The sequence below is a fragment of the Thioclava kandeliae genome, assembly GCF_040297545.1.
GTDB lineage: Bacteria > Pseudomonadota > Alphaproteobacteria > Rhodobacterales > Rhodobacteraceae > Thioclava > Thioclava kandeliae.
On the sequence record NZ_JAYWLC010000007.1, the window covers coordinates 93,540 to 114,568 of the forward strand.

The following is a 21,029-nucleotide window of genomic DNA, read 5'->3' on the forward strand; positions in this document are numbered from 1 at the left end:
TCCGATCGTCATGGGAATTTTTGTCTGAACCTGTATTGTGGCCCCAACCGCAAGTGGAGGAAAGAACATGCGTGTATTCTATGATCGCGACTGCGATGTGAACCTGATCAAGGATCTCAAAGTTGCTATTCTCGGCTATGGCAGCCAGGGCCACGCCCATGCGCTGAACCTGCGCGACTCGGGCGCAAAAAAACTTGCCATCGCGCTGCGCGAAGGCTCGCCCTCGGCCAAGAAAGCCGAAGCAGAAGGTCTGGCCGTCATGGGCATCGCCGAAGCCGCTGCTTGGGCCGATGTTATCATGTTCGCCATGCCCGACGAACTGCAGGCCGAAACCTACAAGAAATATGTGCATGACAACCTGCGCGAAGGTGCAGCGATTGCCTTTGCCCACGGCCTGAACGTGCATTTCGGCCTGATCGAGCCGAAAGCCGGCGTCGATGTCATCATGATGGCGCCCAAAGGTCCGGGCCACACCGTGCGTGGCGAATACGTCAAAGGCGGCGGCGTGCCCTGCCTCTTCGCAGTCGAAACCGACGCAACCGGCCGCGCGCAAGACATCGCGCTGTCCTATTGCTCGGCTATCGGTGGCGGCCGCTCGGGCATCATCGAGACCAATTTCCGTCAGGAATGCGAAACCGACCTCTTCGGCGAGCAAGCCGTTCTCTGTGGCGGTCTGGTCGAACTGATCCGTTGCGGCTTCGAGACCCTCGTCGAGGCCGGCTACGAGCCGGAAATGGCCTATTTCGAGTGCCTGCACGAAGTGAAACTGATCGTCGACCTGATCTATGAGGGCGGCATCGCCACCATGGATTACTCGATCTCGAACACCGCCGAATACGGCCAATATGTCTCGGGCCCGCGCATCCTCCCCTACGAGGAAACCAAAGCCCGCATGAAAGCCGTCCTCAAGGACATCCAGACCGGCAAATTCGTGCGTGACTTCATGCTCGAAAACTCGGTCGGCCAACCGACCCTCAAAGCGTCGCGCCGCGCCAATGACGAGCACCCGATCGAACAGACCGGTGCGAAACTGCGCGAGATGATGCCCTGGATCGGCAAAGGCAAGCTGGTCGACAAAGCGCGCAACTGATCGCGTCCGACCCGACCTGAAGGAAGGCACCCTCCGGGGTGCCTTTTTCCTTTCCGCCTTCCAGCGCCTCCAAATATCCCGGGGTGAATTGGCGCGAAGCGCCAAGAGGGGCAGCGCCCCTGCGACCGCGCCACAAATAAGCCCCCTATCGGGACGCGCTCCGCAAGCATTCGCTTGCCCAGCCCCTTCGGCCCGCCTATAAGGCCCCCATGACATTTTGTGACCACATCCTGCGAATTACCGGCCCGGCGCTCTGACGCGTCAGGGTAGCCGGGTGATGTGTGCCAGATGACGGGCAGGCACTGCGCCGCCCGACCGATCCCCTTCCAAGGATATGCTCCCTATGTGTGCCGACACGACCGACAAATCCGTCGATTACCACGATACCGTCTTCCTGCCCGAAACCGATTTCCCGATGCGCGCGGGCCTGCCCCTGCGCGAGCCCGAATGGCTCGAGCGTTGGGCGAAGATCGGCATCTATGACCGGCTGCGCGAAAAAGCCCAAGGCCGCACCCCCTTCACGCTGCATGACGGCCCTCCCTATGCCAACGGGCATCTCCATATCGGCCACGCGCTGAACAAGGTGATCAAGGACATCATCACCCGTTCGCACCAGATGATGGGCCATGACGCGCGCTATGTTCCGGGCTGGGATTGCCACGGCCTGCCGATCGAATGGAAGATCGAGGAGCAATACCGCAAGGCCGGCAAGGACAAGGACGAAGTTCCGGTCATCGACTTCCGTCAGGAATGCCGCAAGTTTGCCGAAGGCTGGGTCGATATCCAGCGCGAGGAATTCAAGCGCCTTGGCGTTTACGGGAATTGGGACGACCCCTACCTGACCATGAATTTCCACGCCGAGCGCGTGATCGCGGAAGAGTTCATGACCTTCCTGATGAATGGCACGCTCTATCAGGGCTCGAAACCCGTGATGTGGTCGCCGGTCGAGAAGACCGCGCTGGCCGAGGCGGAGGTCGAATATCACGACCACACGAGCCACATGATCTGGGTCCGCTTCAAGCCCAAGGCCGATGTGCTGGACGGCGCTTCGGTCGTGATCTGGACCACCACGCCCTGGACCATCCCGCAAAACCGCGCAGTGGCCTATGGCCCGTCCATGTCCTACGGCCTCTACCGTGTGGATATTCCCGCCGACAAATCCACGGCGGAAGCGGGCGAGCTGATCGTGCTGGCCGACAAGCTGGCCGATGATGTGATGAATTCCGCCAAGGTCGAGGGCTATTCGCGCATCCGCGATGTGGCGACTTCGGAATTCGAGGGCGTGATCCTCAACCACCCCTATGCGGGTGTCGAAGGCGCCAATGGCGAGTGGGATTACGATGTCCCCATGCTGCCGGGCGATCATGTGACCGATGATGCGGGCACGGGCTTTGTCCATACCGCGCCGTCGCATGGTGATGACGACTATCAGCTGGGCCTGAAATTCGGCCTCAAGATGACCTATAACATCGAGGCCGATGGCTCCTATCGCGCTGATCTGCCGCTCTTTGCCGGCATGAAGATCGTGGCCGATGATGGCAAGGACGGGCCCGCCAATGTGGAAAACATCAAGCAGCTGGCCTATGCTGGTGCGCTGCTGTCCAAGGGCAAGCTGAAGCACAGCTATCCGCATAGCTGGCGCTCGAAAGCGCCGCTGATCTATCGCAACACGCCGCAATGGTTTGCCGCCATCGATGCGAAAATGGAGGACGGCATGGGCACCTATGGTGACACCATCCGTCAGCGCGCGCTGAAATCCATCGAGGAACTGGTGACCTTCACCCCCGAGCGCGGCAAAAACCGCCTGCATTCGATGATCGAGACGCGCCCCGACTGGGTTCTGTCGCGCCAGCGCGCCTGGGGCGTGCCGCTGACCTGCTTCACCAAAGTCGGCGCCAAACCCGATGCCGAGGACTTCCTGCTGCGCAACGCGGAAGTGAATGCCCGCATCACCGCAGCTTTCGAGGAAAAAGGCGCCGATGTCTGGTATGAAGAGGGCTTCAAGGCCCGCGTGCTCGATGGCATCGTGAACCCCGAGGACTACAATCAGGTCTTCGACGTGCTGGATGTATGGTTCGACTCTGGGTCCACCCATGCCTTCGTGCTGCGCGACCGTGAAGACGGCACCCCCGATGGCATCGCGGATGTCTATCTGGAAGGCACCGACCAGCACCGTGGCTGGTTCCATTCCTCGCTCCTGCAGGCCTCGGCCACCAAGGGCCGTGCGCCATATCGCAATGTGGTCACCCATGGGTTCACGCTGGATGAGAAGGGCATGAAAATGTCCAAATCCATCGGCAACACCGTCGCGCCGCAAGAGGTAATCTCGGAATATGGCGCCGATATCCTGCGTCTGTGGGTGGCACAGGCCGATTACACCGCCGACCAGCGGATCGGTCCGAAAATCCTCAAGGGCGTGGCTGATAGCTATCGCCGCCTGCGCAACACGCTGCGCTATATGCTCGGCGCGCTGAAGGATTTCGACGAGAGCGAGCGTCTGGATGTTTCGGAGATGCCCGAGCTCGAGCGCTTCATCCTGCACCGTCTGGCGGAGCTCGACGCGGAAATCCAGGCAGATTACCGCGCCTTCAACTTCCAGTCCGTGTTCCAGAAGCTCTTCACCTTCTGCACGATCGAGCTGTCGGCCTTCCATTTCGACATCCGCAAGGACGCGCTCTATTGCGACCCGGCAGACAGCACCCGCCGCCGTGCCGCCCGCACGGTGATGGACATCCTGTTCCATCGCCTGACCACATGGCTCGCGCCGATCCTGCCATTTACGATGGAAGATGTCTGGCTGTCGCGCTTTGATGGTGCGGAGGCCTCGGTCCATCTCGAGGACTTCCCCGAGACGCCTGCCGAGTGGCGCAATGCCGCACTGGCCCAGAAATGGGAGGCGATCCGCCGTGCCCGCCGTGCCGTGACCGCAGCCCTCGAGGTGCAGCGCCGCGACAAGGTGATCGGTGCCTCGCTCGAGGCGGCACCCGTTGTGCATGTGGAGGATGCGGAGCTTTTGGACGTGCTGAAAACAGTGCCCTTCGAGGATCTGTGCATCACTTCCGGCATCACGCTGACGGCGGATGCCGCCCCTGCCGAAGCCTTCCGCCTGCCCGATGTGGCCGGTGTGGCCGTGGTCTTCGAGATGGCCGAGGGCGAGAAATGCGAACGTTGCTGGCGCATCCTGCCGGATGTCGGCACGCACCAGCACGCCCATACCTGCAAACGCTGCAACGATGCGCTCGGCTAAATCGGGCTGTATGGCAAAACAAAACGGCGCTCCGATCGGGGCGCCGTTTTTCGTTGCTGCCTTGGAACAGGCCCGATCAGCTCCGGCTCACGCCCGCCAGAATCGCGGCAGGAACAGCACCAGCACCGACAGAAGCTCCAGCCGACCGAGAAACATGCCAAAGGACATCAGCCATTTGGCAGTTTCGGGGAAGCTTACGATTGAACCGTTGGCCGACACCTCCGGCCCCCAACATGGCCCGACATTGGCGATCGCCGTCCATGCAGCGGTAACCGCCGTGCGTGTTTCGAGCCCGGTCAGTGCCAGTGCAACGATCAGCAGGCCGAAGCTGAGAATGAAGAAGGAGAAGAACGCCATCACCGAGTTGACCACATCTTCCGTCACGGGATGCCCGTCATAGCGGATCAGCGTCACCCGATGCGGACTATAGAGGCGGCGCACCTGTGCCTTGATCGACTCGATCAGGATCAGATAGCGGAAGACCTTGACCGAACAGCCCGTCGAGGCGGTGCAGCCCCCGATCAGCCCGACAACGATCAGGATGACAAAAGCCAGATGCCCCCATTGGGTAACATCGACCGAGGAATAGCCCGTGCCGGTGAAGGTCGAGACGACGTTGAAGATCGTCTCGCGCAGCGTCGGCCAGAACGGATCCTCGTGGCGGAACAGGCGGTAGATGACGATGATCAAGATCGCGTAGAGATGCCAGCGAAGGAAGGCGCGCACCTGAGGATCACGCCAGATCGGACCGGCATCACCTTTCACCAGCTGCACGAAACGGATGAACGGCATCGCCGCCAGTAGCATGAAGACCGAGGCCACATATTCGGGCGCCCCGAGGAACGCACCGAAGCTCTTGTCCTCGCTGGAAAAACCGCCTGTGGAGATGGTGGTCAGCGAATGCAGGATGGCATCATAGAAGCTCATCCCCGACAGCATGAACGCCCCGCAGCAGAGCACCGACAGCCCCAGATAGATACGGATCAGCGCGCGGGAAATCTCGCGGGCGCGCGGCAGCACCTTTCCCAGCGTATCGAAACCCTCGGAGCGGAAGAACTGCATGCCCCCGACCTTCATCACCGGCAGGAAGATCATCGCGACGATGATGATCCCGAGCCCCCCGAGCCATTGCAGGATCGCGCGCCAGAGATTGGCCGAATGGGGCAGATCGTCGAGCTTTGGGATAACCGTGGTGCCTGTCGTCGTCATCCCCGACATCGCCTCGAAATAGGCATCTGTGAACGAGAGATGCGGCGCCCCGATCATGAAAGGCAGCGCCCCCATTGCCGGCAGCGCCACCCAGACACCGCTGGTCAGCACGAAGCTCTGCCGCAGATCCAGCACCTGCCCCAGACTGTCATGGGCCGCCAGCGCCAGTAGCCCGCCGACGATCACACAGATCATCGCGCTCTCGGTGAAGGCCTGCCAGTTGGGGTCACCGCGATACAGATCCAGCGCAGCCGGAATCAGCATGAAGATGCCCAGCGCGGTAATCAGAAGACCAATGATATAGCCCACCGGGCGCAAATCCGTCATGGCCTCTGCTTTGCCCGAAGCGCGCGTGCTGTCAATAGGCTGGCCGCTCCCGCCATGAGACGCGGTGTTTTGGATGCAAATTTCGGCAGTTCACGCCAGGCCTGCAAAAACTGGTCGTTTTGGTAAATAAAACTCTCCGGTTTTGCATATTCTCAAAGCCTCCACACTTGCGCCGCAGCGCGGCACCGCTAGGCTAGCCATAAGGAAGAGTAGGAGGAGTAAGGCGCTATGTTCGAGAAGATCCTTGTCGCCAACCGTGGCGAGATTGCCATTCGTGTTATGCGTGCAGCCAATGAGCTCGGCAAGAAGACGGTCGCCGTCTATGCCGAGGAGGACAAGCTGGGCCTGCACCGGTTCAAAGCCGATGAGGCCTATCAGATCGGCCGCGGCCTCAGCCCTGTGGGTGCCTATCTCGCCATCGACGAGATCATCCGTGTGGCAAAGCTCTCGGGGGCGGATGCGATCCATCCGGGCTACGGCCTTCTCTCCGAGAATCCCGATTTCGTCGAGGCCTGTGCGAAGAACGGCATCACCTTCATCGGCCCCAAGGCCGAGACGATGCGTGCGCTGGGCGACAAGGCCTCCGCACGCCGCGTGGCGATCAAGGCCGGTGTGCCGGTCATCCCCGCGACCGAGGTGCTGGGCGATGATTTCGATGCGATCAAGGCAGAAGCCGCCGAAATCGGCTATCCGTTGATGCTCAAAGCCTCGTGGGGCGGTGGCGGGCGCGGCATGCGTCCGATCAATGGCCCCGAGGAACTGGTCGAGAAGGTCCGCGAGGGCCGTCGTGAGGCCGAGGCCGCCTTCGGTAATGGCGAGGGCTATCTCGAGAAGATGATCCTGCGCGCGCGCCATGTCGAGGTGCAGCTTCTGGGCGATACCCATGGCGGGCTCTATCACCTCTATGAACGCGACTGCACCGTGCAGCGCCGCAACCAGAAGGTCGTCGAGCGCGCCCCTGCCCCCTATCTCTCGGAGGCCCAGCGCGAGGAGGTCTGCCAGCTGGCCCTGAAGATCGGTCAGGCGGTGGGCTACCAGAATGCGGGCACGGTCGAGTTCCTGATGGATATGGACAGCCAGGAGTTCTACTTTATCGAGGTCAATCCGCGCGTGCAGGTGGAACATACCGTCACCGAGGAGGTGACCGGCATCGATATCGTGCAGAGCCAGATCCGCATTGCCGAAGGCGCGACGCTGGCGGAAGCGACCGGCGTGGCGGCGCAGGAGGGCGTGCACCTTCTGGGCCATGCGATGCAGTGCCGCGTGACCACCGAGGATCCGCAGAACAACTTCATCCCCGATTATGGCCGCATTCAGGCCTATCGTTCGGCCACCGGTAACGGCATCCGTCTAGATGGCGGCACGGCCTATGCGGGTGGCGTGATCACCCGATATTATGACAGCCTTCTGGTCAAGGTCACCGCACGCGCCGCGACGCCCGAACAGGCAATCGCGCGGATGGACCGTGCCCTGCGCGAATTCCGTGTGCGCGGTGTGTCCACCAATATCGATTTCGTCATCAACCTGCTCAAACATCCGACCTTCCTGGATATGAGCTACACGACGAAATTCATCGATACGACGCCGGACCTGTTCGATTTCAAATCCCGCGCCGACCGTGGCACCAAGATCCTGAACTATATTGCCGATATCACCGTCAACGGCCATCCCGAGACGGCAGGCCGCGCCAAGCCGCCAGCCGATGCCAAGCCCCCTGTCGTGCCGCAGCTTGACGGCACGGTAAAGCCCGGCACCCGTAATCTGCTGGAGGACCAAGGCCCGCAGGCCGTGGCGGACTGGATGAAGGCGCAGACGAAGCTTCTGCTGACCGACACCACCATGCGCGATGGCCACCAGTCGCTGCTGGCGACGCGCATGCGCTCGATCGATATGATCAAGGCGGCCCCCGTCTATGCGGCCAATCTGGGCGACCTCTTCTCGGTCGAATGCTGGGGCGGTGCGACGTTTGACGTGGCCTATCGGTTCTTGCAGGAATGCCCGTGGCAACGCCTGCGCGACATCCGTGCCGCCATGCCCAACGTGATGACGCAGATGCTGCTGCGCGCCTCTAACGGTGTGGGCTATACCAACTACCCCGATAATGTCGTGCAGTTCTTCGTGAAACAGGCCGCCACCTCGGGCGTGGATGTCTTCCGCGTCTTCGACAGCCTCAACTGGGTCGAGAATATGCGCGTCGCGATGGATGCGGTGATCGAGGCAAACAAGGTCTGCGAGGGCACGATCTGCTATACCGGCGATCTGCTGGATCCGGCGCGCTCGAAATATGACCTGAAATACTATGTCGGCATGGCCAAACAGCTTGAGGCCGCTGGCGCCCATGTTCTGGGGCTCAAGGACATGGCGGGGCTTCTCAAGCCCACACAGGCCGGAATGCTGGTGAAGGCACTGAAGGAAGAGGTCGGCCTGCCGATCCACTTCCACACCCATGACACCTCGGGCGTTGCCGGTGCGACCATTCTGGCGGCGGCAGAGGCCGGAGTGGATGCGGTCGATGCGGCGATGGACGCCTTCTCGGGCGGCACATCGCAGCCCTGTCTGGGCTCGATAGTGGAGGCTCTGCGCCATACCCCGCGCGACACGGGTTTGGATATCGAGACCATCCGCCGGATGTCGAACTATTGGGAAGCCGTGCGCACCCAGTATGCGGCTTTTGAATCAGGCATGCAGGCCCCCGCATCGGAGGTCTATCTGCACGAGATGCCCGGCGGCCAGTTCACCAACCTCAAGGCGCAGGCCCGTTCGCTCGGCCTCGAGGAACGCTGGCACGAGGTGGCGCAGGCCTATGCCGATGCCAACCAGATCTTCGGCGATATCGTGAAGGTGACTCCCTCCTCCAAGGTCGTGGGCGATATGGCGCTGATGATGGTGGCGCAGGGGCTGACCAAGTCCGATGTGCTCGATCCCAAGCGCGAGATGTCCTTCCCCGATTCGGTGGTGGACATGCTGCGCGGCAATCTGGGCCAGCCGCCCGGAGGCTGGCCGGAAGCGATCTCGAAAAAAGTGCTCAAGGACGAGCGCGCCTCGACGGAGCGTCCCGGTGCGCATCTGCCCGCGGTCGATCTCGAGGACACCCGCGCCAAGGTTTCCGAGGAACTGGATGGCAAGGAGATCGATGACGAGGATCTCGCCGCCTATCTGATGTATCCCAAGGTCTTCACCGATTATGCCCGCCGCCACGAGACCTATGGTCCCGTGCGCGCGCTTCCCACGCCCGTCTTCTTCTACGGGATGGAACCCGCCGACGAGATCTCGGTCGAGATCGGCGCCGGCAAGACGATGGAGATCCGCTATCAGACGGCCAGCGAAACCGACGAGAAAGGCGATGTGAAGGTCTTCTTCGAACTCAACGGCCAGCCGCGTGCGGTGCGCGTGCCCAACCGTGCCGTGAAAGCGGCCACCAAGGCCGCGCCCAAGGCCGATGCGGGTAATCCGAACCATATCGGCGCACCCATGCCGGGGGTTGTGGCCTCCATTGCGGTCAGCGCGGGCCAGAAGGTCAATCCGGGTGACCAGCTGCTGACCATCGAGGCGATGAAGATGGAGACAGGTCTATCGGCCGATCGTGCGGCCACGGTGAAGGCTGTGCATGTCACACCCGGCGCGCAGATCGACGCCAAGGACCTGCTGATCGAGCTGGAATAACGAAAAGGGCGCCGCGAGGCGCCCTTCTTCGTTTTCTCTCGCAAAATAGCGGGGAAGCGATACTCAGAGCTTGTCGAAGAACTTGTCGACTTCGGTTTTCGCTTCCTCTTTGGTCTTGCCGTATTTCTGCTGGATCAGCCCTTCGAGCTTCTCACGGTCGCCTTCGGCCTGCGTGATCTCGTCGTCGGTCAGCTTGCCCCACTGGGCCTTGACCGATCCGGAAAGCTCTTTCCATTTGCCTTGGATCATATCGGTATTCATAGCAGTACCTCCGTAATCTCGCGCATCTTGCGCGGTTCACTAGGATAACGTCGAAGCCGTGATACGGTTCCGCCGGCGCCTGCCCACTTCTGATGCGCCACCCTGATCAGGGCGCTGCGGGATCACCGCACGATTCGGCGTGCAAACACGAATTTCCCCGCCCGATCCGGCGGGCAGCGGTGGCTGCACGATGTAACCCCCCCGGCCTTCTGGTGTATTTCCCTGTCTGGCTTCACCCGAGCGATAGGCATCGGAAAGAAAAATCATAATTCCGGTTTTTTCCTCTTGCAGGGTCCAGCTCTATCCCTTAAATCGCCCCTCACCGAAACGGTGCGGGCGTAGCTCAGGGGTAGAGCATAACCTTGCCAAGGTTAGGGTCGGGCGTTCGAATCGCCTCGCCCGCTCCAATTCGGTGAATACCCAGCCTCGTAAGAGGTTTTGTCGTGAAGTGCGGGCGTAGCTCAGGGGTAGAGCATAACCTTGCCAAGGTTAGGGTCGGGCGTTCGAATCGCCTCGCCCGCTCCACGACAACAACATAGCTCGGTGCGGGCGTAGCTCAGGGGTAGAGCATAACCTTGCCAAGGTTAGGGTCGGGCGTTCGAATCGCCTCGCCCGCTCCAATCAAAAGACCTCCCTCGCGGGAGGTTTTTTGTTTTTGCGCCATTCCTATCCGCCATGGTTCCGCTCGCCCCTTGGCAAGGACCGATCCCCCGCCCTATAAGGCCCCCAAGACAACAAGGGACAGGCCCATGCGCAAGGCGACCATCACCCGCAAGACCCATGAGACCGCGATCGAGGTCACCGTCGATCTGGACGGCACCGGTGTCTATGACAACCAGACCGGCGTCGGCTTCTTCGACCATATGCTGGACCAGCTTTCGCGGCACTCGCTGATCGACATGACGATCCGCGCCAAGGGCGATTATCACATCGATGATCACCACACGGTCGAGGATGTGGGGATAGCATTGGGTCAGGCGCTGACGCAGGCTCTGGGCGACAAGAAGGGCATCAACCGCTACGGCCATTTCGCGCTGGCAATGGATGACACGCAGGTGCGTGCGGCGCTCGATCTCTCGGCACGCCCCTATCTGGTGTGGAACCTGCCCTTCCCGACCGCCAAGATCGGCACATTCGACACCGAGCTGGTGCGCGAGTTCTTCCAAGGGCTCTCGACCCATGGCGGGGTCACGCTGCATGTCGATCTGGTGCATGGTATCAACAGCCACCATATCGCCGAAGCCGCCTTCAAATCGGTCGCGCGCGCCCTGCGCATGGCGGTCGAAACCGACCCGCGCATGGCAAGCTCTCTGCCCTCGACCAAAGGGGCGCTGTGATGACCCTGACCGCACTTGTCGATTACGATAGCGGCAACCTGCATTCGGCGCAGAAAGCCTTCGAGCGGATGGCGCGCGAGACCGATGCGGGCACGATCGTCGTGACTTCGGACCCCGATGTGGTGGCCAAAGCCGACCGTATCGTGCTGCCGGGCGATGGGGCGTTTCCGTCCTGCCGCGCGGCGCTGAGCCATTTCACGGGGCTTTACGAGGCGATCTCGGAGGGCGTTACCGCTGGCAAACCCTTCATGGGGATCTGTATCGGCATGCAGATGCTGGCGACCCGCGGGCTGGAATTCAGCGAGACCCAAGGCTTTGGCTGGATCCCGGGCGAGGTGGTGAAGATCACCCCTGAAGATACCGCGCTGAAGGTGCCGCATATGGGCTGGAACGATCTGGTGATCGATCATGCGCATCCTGTCTTCGACGGCGTGAAGACCGGCGATCACGCCTATTTCGTCCATAGCTACCATTTCCGCGTCGAGGATCCGGCACACCGGCTGGCACATGTGGATTATGCGGGCGATGTGACGGCGATCGTTGGGCGCGACAATATCATCGGCACCCAGTTCCATCCCGAGAAAAGCCAGGCCACCGGCCTGCGTATCATTGCCAATTTCCTCGGCTGGAAGCCGTAACTACCGGAGACGACCATGATCCTCTATCCCGCCATCGACCTCAAAGACGGCCAATGCGTGCGCCTTCTTCATGGTGACATGGACAAGGCCACCGTCTTTGGCGATGACCCGGCCGCACAGGCCGCGAAATTCGAGGCCGCAGGCTGCGAATGGGTGCATCTGGTGGACCTCAACGGCGCCTTTGCCGGCGAGCCGGTGAATGCTGCAGCCGTCGAGGCGATCCTTGCGCGTATCAAGGTCCCCGCCCAGCTGGGTGGGGGTATCCGCGATATGGCCACCATCGAGCGCTGGCTGTCGAAGGGCCTCTCGCGCGTGATCCTCGGCACCGTGGCGGTGGAAAACCCCGATCTGGTGCGCGAGGCGGCAAAAGCCTTCCCCGGCCAGGTGGCTGTGGGGATCGATGCGCGCAATGGCCGCGTGGCGACAAAGGGCTGGGCCGAGGAGACCGATGTGATGGTCACCGATCTGGCGAAGAGCTTCGAGGATGCGGGTGTGGCCGCGATCATCTATACCGATATCATGCGCGATGGCGCGATGGGCGGCCCGAATATCGAGGCGACCGAGGCGCTGGCGCGCGCTGTGTCGATCCCCGTGATCGCATCCGGCGGCGTCTCGTCGCTGGCGGATCTTATCGCGCTGCGCGATACCGGCGTGATCTCGGGTGCGATCTCGGGGCGGGCGATCTATGATGGTGCACTGGATCTCTCGAGTGCGCTTTCGGCCCTGAAAGGCTAAGGGGCTCTGCCCCCTCTTGGGCCCCGGAAAGGGGCCCAATTCACCCCCGGGATATTTCCGGACGCTGGAAATCCGAGGGGCTGCAAGATGGCGCGAAAGGAGCGCGAGACATGCTGAAGACGCGGATTATTCCCTGTTTGGACGTGGCCGACGGGCGCGTGGTGAAGGGCGTCAATTTCGTCAATCTGGTGGATGCGGGCGACCCTGTGGAGGCGGCCAAAGCCTATGATGCGGCGGGCGCGGACGAGCTGTGTTTTCTGGATATCCATGCCACCCACGAGAACCGTGGCACGATGTATGATCTGGTGCGTCGCACCGCCGAGCAGTGTTTCATGCCGCTGACCGTGGGCGGCGGCGTGCGCAGCCATGAGGATGTGCGTAAGCTGCTGCTCGCAGGGGCCGATAAGGTCTCGTTCAACTCGGCCGCCGTCAATGATCCGGATGTTATCGCGGCCTCGGCCGACCGCTTCGGCAGCCAGTGCATCGTCTGCGCCATTGACGCCAAGACGGTAGAGCCCGGCCGCTGGGAAATTTTCACCCATGGGGGGCGCAAGCCCACCGGTATCGATGCGGTGGAATTTGCCCGCACGGTGGCGGCCAAGGGTGCGGGCGAGATTCTCCTGACCTCGATGGATCGGGACGGCACGCGGGCGGGGTTCAATCTACCGCTTACGAAGGCCATTTCCGATGCGGTGGATGTGCCGGTGATCGCCTCGGGCGGGGTGGGCACTCTGGACCATCTGGTGGAAGGGGTGACCAAGGGCGGCGCGAGTGCGGTGCTGGCGGCCTCGATCTTCCATTTTGGCGATTATACGATTGGCGAGGCCAAAGAGCATATGGCGCGCGCCGGTATTCCGATGAGGCTTGCATGAACACGCTCGAGAAACTTTACGACACCGTTGCCTCACGCAAGGGCGCCGATCCGGAAACCTCCTGGACGGCAAAACTGTTTGCCAAGGGTCCCGAGAAATGCGCCGAGAAATTCGGCGAGGAAGCCGTAGAGGCAATCATCGAGGCGGTAAAGGGCGACAAGGCGCGGCTGACCTCGGAGGCGGCCGATACGCTCTACCATCTGATGGTGATGCTGGCCGCGCGCGATGTAACGCTGGCCGATGTGTTTGCCGAGCTGGAACGCCGCGAAGGCACCTCTGGCATTGCCGAAAAGGCCGCGCGCCCCAAATGAGCCTGACGGGGGCGTGATTTGCCCCTTGGCGCAACCGGTATAGGATCAGACCCATGTTCAAATCGCTTCTCGCGGCCCTGTCCGCCCCCGAACCCGATCCGCTGAATACCGATGATTGCGAGCTGGCGCTGGCCGCGCTTCTGGTGCGGCTCGCCCGTGCAGATGAGGCCTATACCGAGGAAGAGCGCGAACGGATCGGGCGTGTGCTCGTCGGGCGCGGGTTCTCGGCGGAAGACGCCCGGGCTTTGCGCAGGGATGCCGAGGAGCTGGAGGCGCAGGCCCCCGATACCGTGCGCTTCACCCGCGCGCTCAAGGAAAAGGTTCCCTATGGCGACCGTGCTTCGATTCTCGAGGCACTGTGGGAGGTTGCGCTGGCTGATGGAGAACGCGACGCCGATGAGGATGCGCTGATCCGCCTGACGTCCAAGCTTCTGGGCATCACCGATGTTGATTCCGCCCTCGCCCGTCAGCGGGTGGAAGAGCGGCACGCGGCCCTGTCGGAGAACGCCTCCTCTACAGGCCAAACCAAAGGCCCCTGGGGCGCGTGATTGGCGCGTAAATCTTGAGCGCTTGGCTGACCGGCCGGTAAAATTCGACCAATCGGTCGATACGGGATTGCCTCATGGGGCCTCTTTGCTACATTTTAGGGCAAAGATGCTACCCAAAGAAGGTCTCCGTGACAGTTCCTACCCGTTCCTCCAGTGCCGAACCCGTGATCGAAATCCGTGATCTCTACAAGAGTTACGGCGAGCTGGAAGTTCTCAGGGGCGTTTCGATCAAGGCACGCCAGGGCGATGTCGTCTCCCTGATCGGATCCTCGGGCTCGGGCAAATCCACCCTCCTGCGGTGCTGCAATCTACTGGAAGACAGCCAGAAGGGCGAGATCCTGTTCAAGGGTGAAAGCGTAGGGTGGCGCGGCACGGGCCTTGCGCGGCGTCCATCGGACCGCGCCCAGGTCACGCGGCTGCGCACGAATCTCTCGATGGTGTTTCAGCAGTTTAATCTGTGGTCCCATATGAGCGTCCTGCAGAATGTCATGGAAGCGCCGGTCACCGTGCTCGGGCGCGACCCCAAGGAGGTCGAGCCGCTGGCGCGGGACTATCTGGCCAAGGTCGGCATTGGCGATAAATGCGACGCATGGCCCGCCCAGCTGTCGGGGGGCCAGCAGCAACGCGCGGCGATCGCGCGGGCGCTGTGCATGCAGCCCGAGGCGCTTCTGCTCGACGAGCCGACCTCCGCGCTCGACCCCGAATTGCAGCAGGAAGTGGTGAAGGTCATCAAGGAACTGGCCTCCGAGCACCGCACGATGATTCTGGTGACCCATGATATGCGGCTGGCCCGCGATGTGTCCGACCATGTCGTGTTCCTGCATCAGGGCAAATTGCTGGAGGAAGGACCGCCCGAGGAAATCTTCGGCGCGCCCAGATCCGAGCGGCTGCAACAGTTCCTGTCGGCCACCGCGCCGGCATAACCACCCAAAACAGATCAACAAACAGAACTCACAGGGGAATTCTCATGAAAAAACTGCTTATGGCTGCCAGCGCAATGACGCTTTGTGCTACGGCTGCTCTGGCACAGGATGTCGTGCGTATGGGGACCGAGGGCGCCTACCCTCCCTATAACTATATCGACGATAACGGTCAGGTTGCGGGCTACGAGCGCGAGCTGGGCGACGAACTGTGCGCACGCGCCGAGCTGACCTGCGAATGGGTCACCAATGACTGGGATTCGATCATCCCGAACCTTCTGTCGGGCAACTATGACACCATCATGGCCGGCATGAACATCACCAAAGAACGTGCCGAGACCATCGCTTTCACCGAGAACTACACCCCGCCGGCGGCCTCCAAATATATGGCGCTCGATGAGGGCGTGGATCTGAAAGGCGCGATCGTGGCTGCGCAGGTGAACACGCTGCAATCGGAATATGTGGCCGGTGCAGGCGAGACGCTGGCCGAATACGCCACCCTCGACGATGCGGTTGCTGCCGTGCGCAATGGCGAAGCCGATGCGGTGTTTGCCGATTATGATGCGCTCAAGCCCTTTGCCGAGGAAGGCGATCTGAAATGGGTCGGTGATGACGTGCAGCTGGGTGATGGCGTCGGCATGGGGCTGCGCCAGTCCGATACCGAGCTGAAAGACAAGTTCAACAAGGCCATTGAATCGATGAAAGCCGATGGCACGCTGAATGACCTGATCACCAAATATTTCGGCGAAGACGCCCAACACTACTAAGGAGCAGCGGGCGGGTCTATCCCGCCCCTCTTATTCCCGATGTTCGACAGCTGCACCGACCCTTCCGCACTTTCCGGCCTTGGCTGGCTTCTGTGCTATCTGACCACCGGCAAACACCTGATGTTCTATGCCTCGTTCGGCACGGTTCTGGCATTGCTGGTCATTACCGCTCCCCTCGCCCTTGCCTTCGGCTTCGGCGGTGCGCTGGCGGCGCGCTCGAACATCTTGCCGCTGAGGATCTTTGGCAAGGCCTATACCGCGATGGTGCGCGGTGTGCCCGATATCATCTTCTTCCTCTTCGTTCCGATCGCCCTCGATCAGGGACTGGAATATATCCGCCACGTCACGCTCTGCCCCGACTGGACAGAGCCCGTGCGGCAGAACATGAACTTCCTCGTCTGTCCCGCCGCCAAACTGCCGCCCAATTCCGCGCCTCAGATCTGGCACGAGATCTACGGCTTCATCCTTGCCGTGGTGGCCTTCGCGGTGGTGTTCGGGGCCTTTGCCTCGAATGTGCTCTTTGGCGCGATGAAGGCCGTGCCGCGCGCGCAGCTTGAAACCGGTGAGGCCTATGGTATGAGCCCGCGCCAGATCACGCGGCGTATCCTGATCCCGCAGATGTGGGTCTATGCGATGCCGGGCCTGTCAAACCTGTGGATGATCCTGATCAAGGCGACGCCCCTCCTGTTCCTGCTGGGCGTCGAGGATATCGTCTATTGGGCGCGCGAGCTGGGCGCCACCAAATCCGGTATCTATGACTATCCCCATCCCGACTGGCGCATCTGGTATTTCCTCGCCCTTCTGGTCTTCTACCTGCTGATGACGAAAATCTCCGAATGGGCATTCGCCCGCATCAATGCGCGGCTTTCGCGCGGTCAGGCCACACTGGCAGGCGAAAAAATGCGAAAGGCCGCAGCATGAGCGACAGCTGCATTCAGATCATCCAGGATTACGGGCTGCGTTCCATCGGGCTGGGCGAGCGTGCCCTGCCCCGCACCGATTTCACCCTGTGCCACGAATTCACCCTGATCGGCTCCGGCATGATCTGGAACATCTATTTCGGGGTGTTGGCGCTGGCTTTCGGTTTCCTGTTTTCCACAGCCCTCGCGCTTGGCAAGAATTCGGAAACACTGTGGCTGCGCAAACCGGCAGACTGGTTCGTCTTCCTGTTTCGCGGCTCGCCCTTGTTCATCCAGTTCTTTCTGGCCTATGAGCTGCTCAGCGCCCTGCCCCGCAGCGGGTTCGACGTGCTGGGGATCACCATCGAGACCTCGTGGGTGACGCGCGCCTGGGCAGGGGCGACCTTGGTGCTATTTCTCAACACCTCCGCCTATGCCGCCGAGATCTTCTACGGCGCGCTCCGCTCGGTGCCCAAGGGCGATATGGAGGCGGCGGATGCCTATGGCTTCTCGGGCTGGAAGAAATTCCGCAAGATTACATGGCCTACGATGCTGCGGCTTGCATGGCCCTCCTATACCAACGAGGCGATCTTCCTGTTCCATTCGACGGCGCTGGTGTTCTTCTCGGGCTTCCCGGCCTTCCGTCAGGAGGGTGATGCGCTCTATTATGCAAGCTACATTGCCGACAAGACTTTCAATCCCTTCGTGGCCTATCCGATTGCGGCGTTCTATTTCGTCTGCCTGACCCTGATCGTGATCTCGGTCTTCGGACTGATCAATCGCCGGCTGAACCGCCATATGCCGGGCGCGGTGGGCAAATTGAAGATTCGTCCGAATCTCATCCGGTAATCACAATATATAAAACACAACCTGCGGCTTTTGCGCTGCATTAAACAGGACCGTAGCCCATGGCGGCTGCGGTTTCGAATTCGTGGCATCTGATTAAATAGCAACCAGGAAACGGTGGGATTCGATTAATATATACGCCAAAAGAAAACAAAATAATTTAAGCAGGCTCAAATAAGACAGAATATATGCGGATATATGCTGTGTAGTGTTTAATATATTTGTGTCACAAAAGCGTGCATGTTAGCCAATCCCTGTTCACGGCCCGAGGGCCCTCAACAGGGGAAAACAATATGTCGATCAAGACCATTCTTCGCGCAACCACTGCCGCCGCTTTCTGCGCTGTGGCAGGTTTCGCGCCCGCCCATGCCAAAGACAGCTTCATGCTCGCGCATGCGATGAACACCGAGCATGTCTTCCATTCGATCTCCGAGGAATTCATTGCCGATATGGGCGATGATGTGAGCATCGATTACCACCCCGCAGGCGATCTCGGCGACTGGACCTCGCTCTTCGAGCAGACCATGCAGGGCGTGGTGCCGATGACCCTGACTTGGGGCGCGTCCGAATTCGACCAGCGTCTTGATCTCAGCTGGCTGGGCTACGTCGTCGACAACTGGGACGATGCAAAGCGCGTCTATGGTCCGGGTTCGGAGATGCTGGAGGTCTATAACGACATCCTGCATGACATGGACCTGCACGCGATCGGCCTGATCCCGACCGATTTCGGCTCGGTCGTCATCCGCAAGGGCGTCAAAGCCCGTCCCGTCAACTTCCCCGCCGATGGTGCCGGCGTGAAGATCCGCGTGCCCGGGGTGGCGATTGCCGTCGACCGCTTCAGCAATCTGGGCTTCTCGGCCGTGCCGATCCCGCTGGCCGAAGTCTATACTGCACTGCAGCTGGGCACCGTCGATGCGCGCGCCTTCTCGACCGCCGTCGAGACCTATGACATGCGCGACGTGCTCGATGCCAATATCCTGACCAATGACTATTTCGAAACCGCCTTCTGGCTGGTGAACAAGGACTGGTGGGACAACCTCCCCGAGGACGAGCGCAACGAGATCCAGGCCAATGCCGACAAGGTCATCGATCACGCATGGGCCGATGCCCAGTCCAAGAGCGAGGACTTCCTCCAGAAATCCGCAGATGCGGGGGTCGAGATCGTCCACCTGAACGATGACCAGATGGCCGCGGCCAAGGAGATCGTCTACGCGACCGAATGGCCCGAGATGGAAAAGATCGTGGGTCCTGAAATCATGGGCAAACTGCGCAAAGCGGCGGGGATCGAGTAACCCCGCCCCTGCCCGGCACCGCAACCCCGGTGCCGGGCCTTTCCTTTCCTCTTTCCCCGCTAGGCTTTCATGACCCGATCATCCAAGCAGCATCCGCACGAACCGGTCGGTGCGGATAGCTATATCTATGTCGCAGAAGTCGACGCGACCGACATTCCCGACCAGCTGACCGCCATCCCCGAATGGCAGCCCACGGGCTTCTATGGCGCCGTGATGCGGGCCGAGACGTTGCTGTCGGGGCTGATCTTCACGCTCCTCTTTGTCTTCGGCCTCGCACTGGCCGGGCTGATGTTCGCGCAGGTGCTGCTGCGCTATGTCTTCCACTCGCCCTTCGTAGGCATCGAGGAGATCGCCCTTCTCTTCGGCGTCTGGATCTATTTCCTCGGCATGGCCTATGTGACGCGCAATGGCGAGCATATCCATGGCGGCATTCTCACACTGGTGGTCAAGACGCCGCGCACCATTCAGGCCGTCCGGATGTTGATGACCGTGCTCTCGCTGATCGCGGCGAGCGTCTTTGCCTATTACGCCATCCGCTATGCGATGTTCGAGATCGACAAGAACCGCATGAGTTCCTACATGCGCTGGCCGCGCTGGCTATGGTCCTCGTCGCTGATCGCGGGCTTTGGTGGCATGGTGCTGTATCTGGTGCTGCAATTCATCAATCAGTTCTGCGTGTTCCGCAACCCCGCCCTCGCGGCGAAAGGGGGTGACCAATGACGATCTTCTTCCTCTCCATGGCCCTGATCGTGGTGCTGCTGCTGGCCGAGATGCCGATTGCACTGGCCTTCGGCTCGGGGGCGCTGGTCTTCGGGCTGGCGAGCGGCTCGGATGTCTCGTTCCTTCTGCCCTATGCCTACCAGACCACCTCCAGCTTCGCGCTGCTGGCGCTGCCGCTCTTCGTTCTGGCAGGCACATTGATGGCCGAAGGCGGGATTTCCGAACGCCTTCTCAACTTCGTCAACTCGCTGGTTGGCCGCGTGAAGGGCGGTCTGGGGGCCGTGACCGTCATCACCTGTGCGCTGTTTGGCGCGATCTCGGGCTCGTCCTCGGCAGCGATTGCAGCCATCGGCCAGATCATGATCCCGCGCATGATCCGTGAGGGCTACCCCGCAGGACATGCGACGGCGCTTGTGGCCTGCTCGTCGGTTCTGGCGCTGATGATCCCGCCCTCGATCCCAATGATCGTCTTCGCCATCACCGGCGGCATCTCGGTGGGCGCGGCGTTCCTGTCGACCCTGATCCCCGGCATCCTGCTGGCCGTCATCTATGTCGTGCTGAACTTCATCTTCCTGCGCAATGTCGACACCATCAAGGTCGAGGAGAAGCTGACCTTCGACCAGTCGGTAAAGACTATCGGCCGCTCGGGGGTAAAGGCGTTCTGGGCGCTCCTGATGCCGGTCCTCATCCTCGGCGTGATCTATTCGGGCATCGCCACCCCTACCGAGGCCGCGGCCATCGCGCTGGTCTATGCGATCCCCGTGGGCTTCTTCATCTACAAGGGCCTGACACTGCGCAGCTTTGCGACCTCCTTCGTGCGTTCGGCCATCACCACCGGCTCGATCATCTCGGTGCTGTTCTTCCTCTTCATGATGAGCCGCGCGATGATCCTGCAGCAGATCCCCAAAGAGGTGGCCGAGGCGATGCTGTCGCTGTCGGACAACAAATATGTCATCCTGATCCTCATCAATATCGTGCTTCTTTTCATCGGCATGATCGTGGATGACATCTCGGGCTCGGTTCTGGCCGCGATCATCTTCCTACCGGTCATCAACGAACTGGGCATCCACCCGATCCATTTCGCGGCCATCGTTGGCACCAATCTGGGCCTTGGCAACGTCTCCCCACCCTGTGCACCGATGCTCTACATGGCTGGTGGCGTCTCCAAGCTGACGCTCGACAAATATCTCAAACCAACGCTGAAATTCCTGATCTTCGGGCATTTGCCGATGACGATGATCGTGACCTTCTGTCCCGATCTGTCGCTCTGGCTGCCGCGCCTGTTGATGGGCATCCAGTAAAAGAAAGGCCCGAGGGATCAACTCGGGCCTTTTTCTATCCGCTTGG

Annotated in this window: 18 protein-coding genes and 3 tRNA genes; 19 read left to right on the top strand and 2 right to left on the bottom strand. The window is 61.1% G+C overall.

All coding sequences use genetic code 11. The features are described from left to right. Positions 1–67: 67 nt before the first annotated feature. A complete protein-coding gene (gene ilvC / locus VSX56_RS10640) occupies positions 68–1,090 on the top strand; it encodes a ketol-acid reductoisomerase (RefSeq protein WP_350936976.1) in 1,023 nt (340 codons plus the stop codon). A 343-nt stretch (positions 1,091–1,433) separates the two neighbouring features. Then, entirely contained in the window at positions 1,434–4,337 is a 2,904-nt protein-coding gene (gene ileS, locus VSX56_RS10645) for an isoleucine--tRNA ligase (RefSeq protein WP_350936978.1), read from the top strand. Between the two features lie 87 nt (positions 4,338–4,424). On the opposite strand, the gene VSX56_RS10650 is transcribed toward ileS, so the two are convergent. After that, complete coding sequence (locus VSX56_RS10650; RefSeq protein WP_339113147.1) at positions 4,425–5,873, bottom strand: TrkH family potassium uptake protein; 1,449 nt, start codon at positions 5,871–5,873, stop codon at positions 4,425–4,427. Positions 5,874–6,101: 228 nt separating this feature from the next. Here VSX56_RS10650 and VSX56_RS10655 point away from each other — a divergent pair, with 228 nt between their 5' ends. Further along, positions 6,102–9,536 carry a pyruvate carboxylase gene (locus tag VSX56_RS10655; RefSeq protein WP_350936981.1) on the top strand — a complete coding sequence of 1,145 codons (3,435 nt, stop codon included), beginning with the start codon at positions 6,102–6,104 and terminating at the stop codon, positions 9,534–9,536. A gap of 63 nt (positions 9,537–9,599) precedes the next feature. On the opposite strand, the gene VSX56_RS10660 is transcribed toward VSX56_RS10655, so the two are convergent. Then, on the bottom strand, positions 9,600–9,797 hold the full coding sequence (locus VSX56_RS10660) for a CsbD family protein (protein WP_339113149.1): 198 nt from the start codon (positions 9,795–9,797) through the stop codon (positions 9,600–9,602). A gap of 332 nt (positions 9,798–10,129) precedes the next feature. Here VSX56_RS10660 and VSX56_RS10665 point away from each other — a divergent pair. The 16 genes from VSX56_RS10665 (at position 10,130) to VSX56_RS10740 (ending at position 20,983) form a co-directional block, all read left to right on the top strand. Beyond that, a tRNA-Gly gene (locus VSX56_RS10665) sits at positions 10,130–10,204 on the top strand. 43 nt (positions 10,205–10,247) lie between these two features. Further along, a tRNA-Gly gene (locus tag VSX56_RS10670) sits at positions 10,248–10,322 on the top strand. Positions 10,323–10,342: 20 nt separating this feature from the next. Next, positions 10,343–10,417 (top strand) — tRNA-Gly (locus VSX56_RS10675). 129 nt (positions 10,418–10,546) lie between these two features. Further along, complete coding sequence (hisB, locus tag VSX56_RS10680) at positions 10,547–11,134, top strand: imidazoleglycerol-phosphate dehydratase HisB (RefSeq protein WP_339113150.1); 588 nt, start codon at positions 10,547–10,549, stop codon at positions 11,132–11,134. After that, on the top strand, positions 11,134–11,772 hold the full coding sequence (hisH, locus tag VSX56_RS10685) for an imidazole glycerol phosphate synthase subunit HisH (RefSeq protein ID WP_350936984.1): 639 nt from the start codon (positions 11,134–11,136) through the stop codon (positions 11,770–11,772). Before hisB ends, hisH begins: the two co-directional genes overlap by 1 nt. 15 nt (positions 11,773–11,787) lie before the next feature. Beyond that, positions 11,788–12,507 carry a 1-(5-phosphoribosyl)-5-[(5-phosphoribosylamino)methylideneamino]imidazole-4-carboxamide isomerase gene (hisA, locus tag VSX56_RS10690; RefSeq protein WP_350936986.1) on the top strand — a complete coding sequence of 240 codons (720 nt, stop codon included), beginning with the start codon at positions 11,788–11,790 and terminating at the stop codon, positions 12,505–12,507. A 110-nt stretch (positions 12,508–12,617) separates the two neighbouring features. Continuing rightward, a complete protein-coding gene (gene hisF / locus VSX56_RS10695) occupies positions 12,618–13,379 on the top strand; it encodes an imidazole glycerol phosphate synthase subunit HisF (protein WP_339113153.1) in 762 nt (253 codons plus the stop codon). Next, positions 13,376–13,690, top strand: a complete 315-nt coding sequence (locus VSX56_RS10700; protein WP_339113154.1) for a phosphoribosyl-ATP diphosphatase — start codon at positions 13,376–13,378, stop codon at positions 13,688–13,690. Before hisF ends, VSX56_RS10700 begins: the two co-directional genes overlap by 4 nt. A gap of 53 nt (positions 13,691–13,743) precedes the next feature. Continuing rightward, on the top strand, positions 13,744–14,238 hold the full coding sequence (locus tag VSX56_RS10705; protein WP_350936989.1) for a tellurite resistance TerB family protein: 495 nt from the start codon (positions 13,744–13,746) through the stop codon (positions 14,236–14,238). 128 nt (positions 14,239–14,366) lie between these two features. Further along, positions 14,367–15,161, top strand: coding sequence for an ABC transporter ATP-binding protein (locus VSX56_RS10710; RefSeq protein ID WP_350936991.1), 795 nt, complete (start codon positions 14,367–14,369; stop codon positions 15,159–15,161). Between the two features lie 44 nt (positions 15,162–15,205). Further along, positions 15,206–15,925, top strand: a complete 720-nt coding sequence (locus tag VSX56_RS10715; protein WP_339113157.1) for a transporter substrate-binding domain-containing protein — start codon at positions 15,206–15,208, stop codon at positions 15,923–15,925. 39 nt (positions 15,926–15,964) lie between these two features. After that, a complete protein-coding gene (locus VSX56_RS10720; protein WP_339113158.1) occupies positions 15,965–16,846 on the top strand; it encodes an ABC transporter permease in 882 nt (293 codons plus the stop codon). Continuing rightward, positions 16,843–17,673, top strand: coding sequence for an ABC transporter permease (locus tag VSX56_RS10725; RefSeq protein WP_339113159.1), 831 nt, complete (start codon positions 16,843–16,845; stop codon positions 17,671–17,673). Before VSX56_RS10720 ends, VSX56_RS10725 begins: the two co-directional genes overlap by 4 nt. 290 nt (positions 17,674–17,963) lie before the next feature. Then, complete coding sequence (gene dctP / locus VSX56_RS10730) at positions 17,964–18,962, top strand: TRAP transporter substrate-binding protein DctP (RefSeq protein WP_339113160.1); 999 nt, start codon at positions 17,964–17,966, stop codon at positions 18,960–18,962. Positions 18,963–19,031: 69 nt separating this feature from the next. After that, the gene (locus tag VSX56_RS10735; RefSeq protein WP_350936995.1) at positions 19,032–19,682 is read left to right on the top strand and encodes a TRAP transporter small permease; all 651 of its coding nucleotides are present in this window, start codon (positions 19,032–19,034) and stop codon (positions 19,680–19,682) included. After that, positions 19,679–20,983, top strand: a complete 1,305-nt coding sequence (locus tag VSX56_RS10740) for a TRAP transporter large permease (RefSeq protein WP_350936997.1) — start codon at positions 19,679–19,681, stop codon at positions 20,981–20,983. Before VSX56_RS10735 ends, VSX56_RS10740 begins: the two co-directional genes overlap by 4 nt. Positions 20,984–21,029 lie beyond the last annotated feature (46 nt).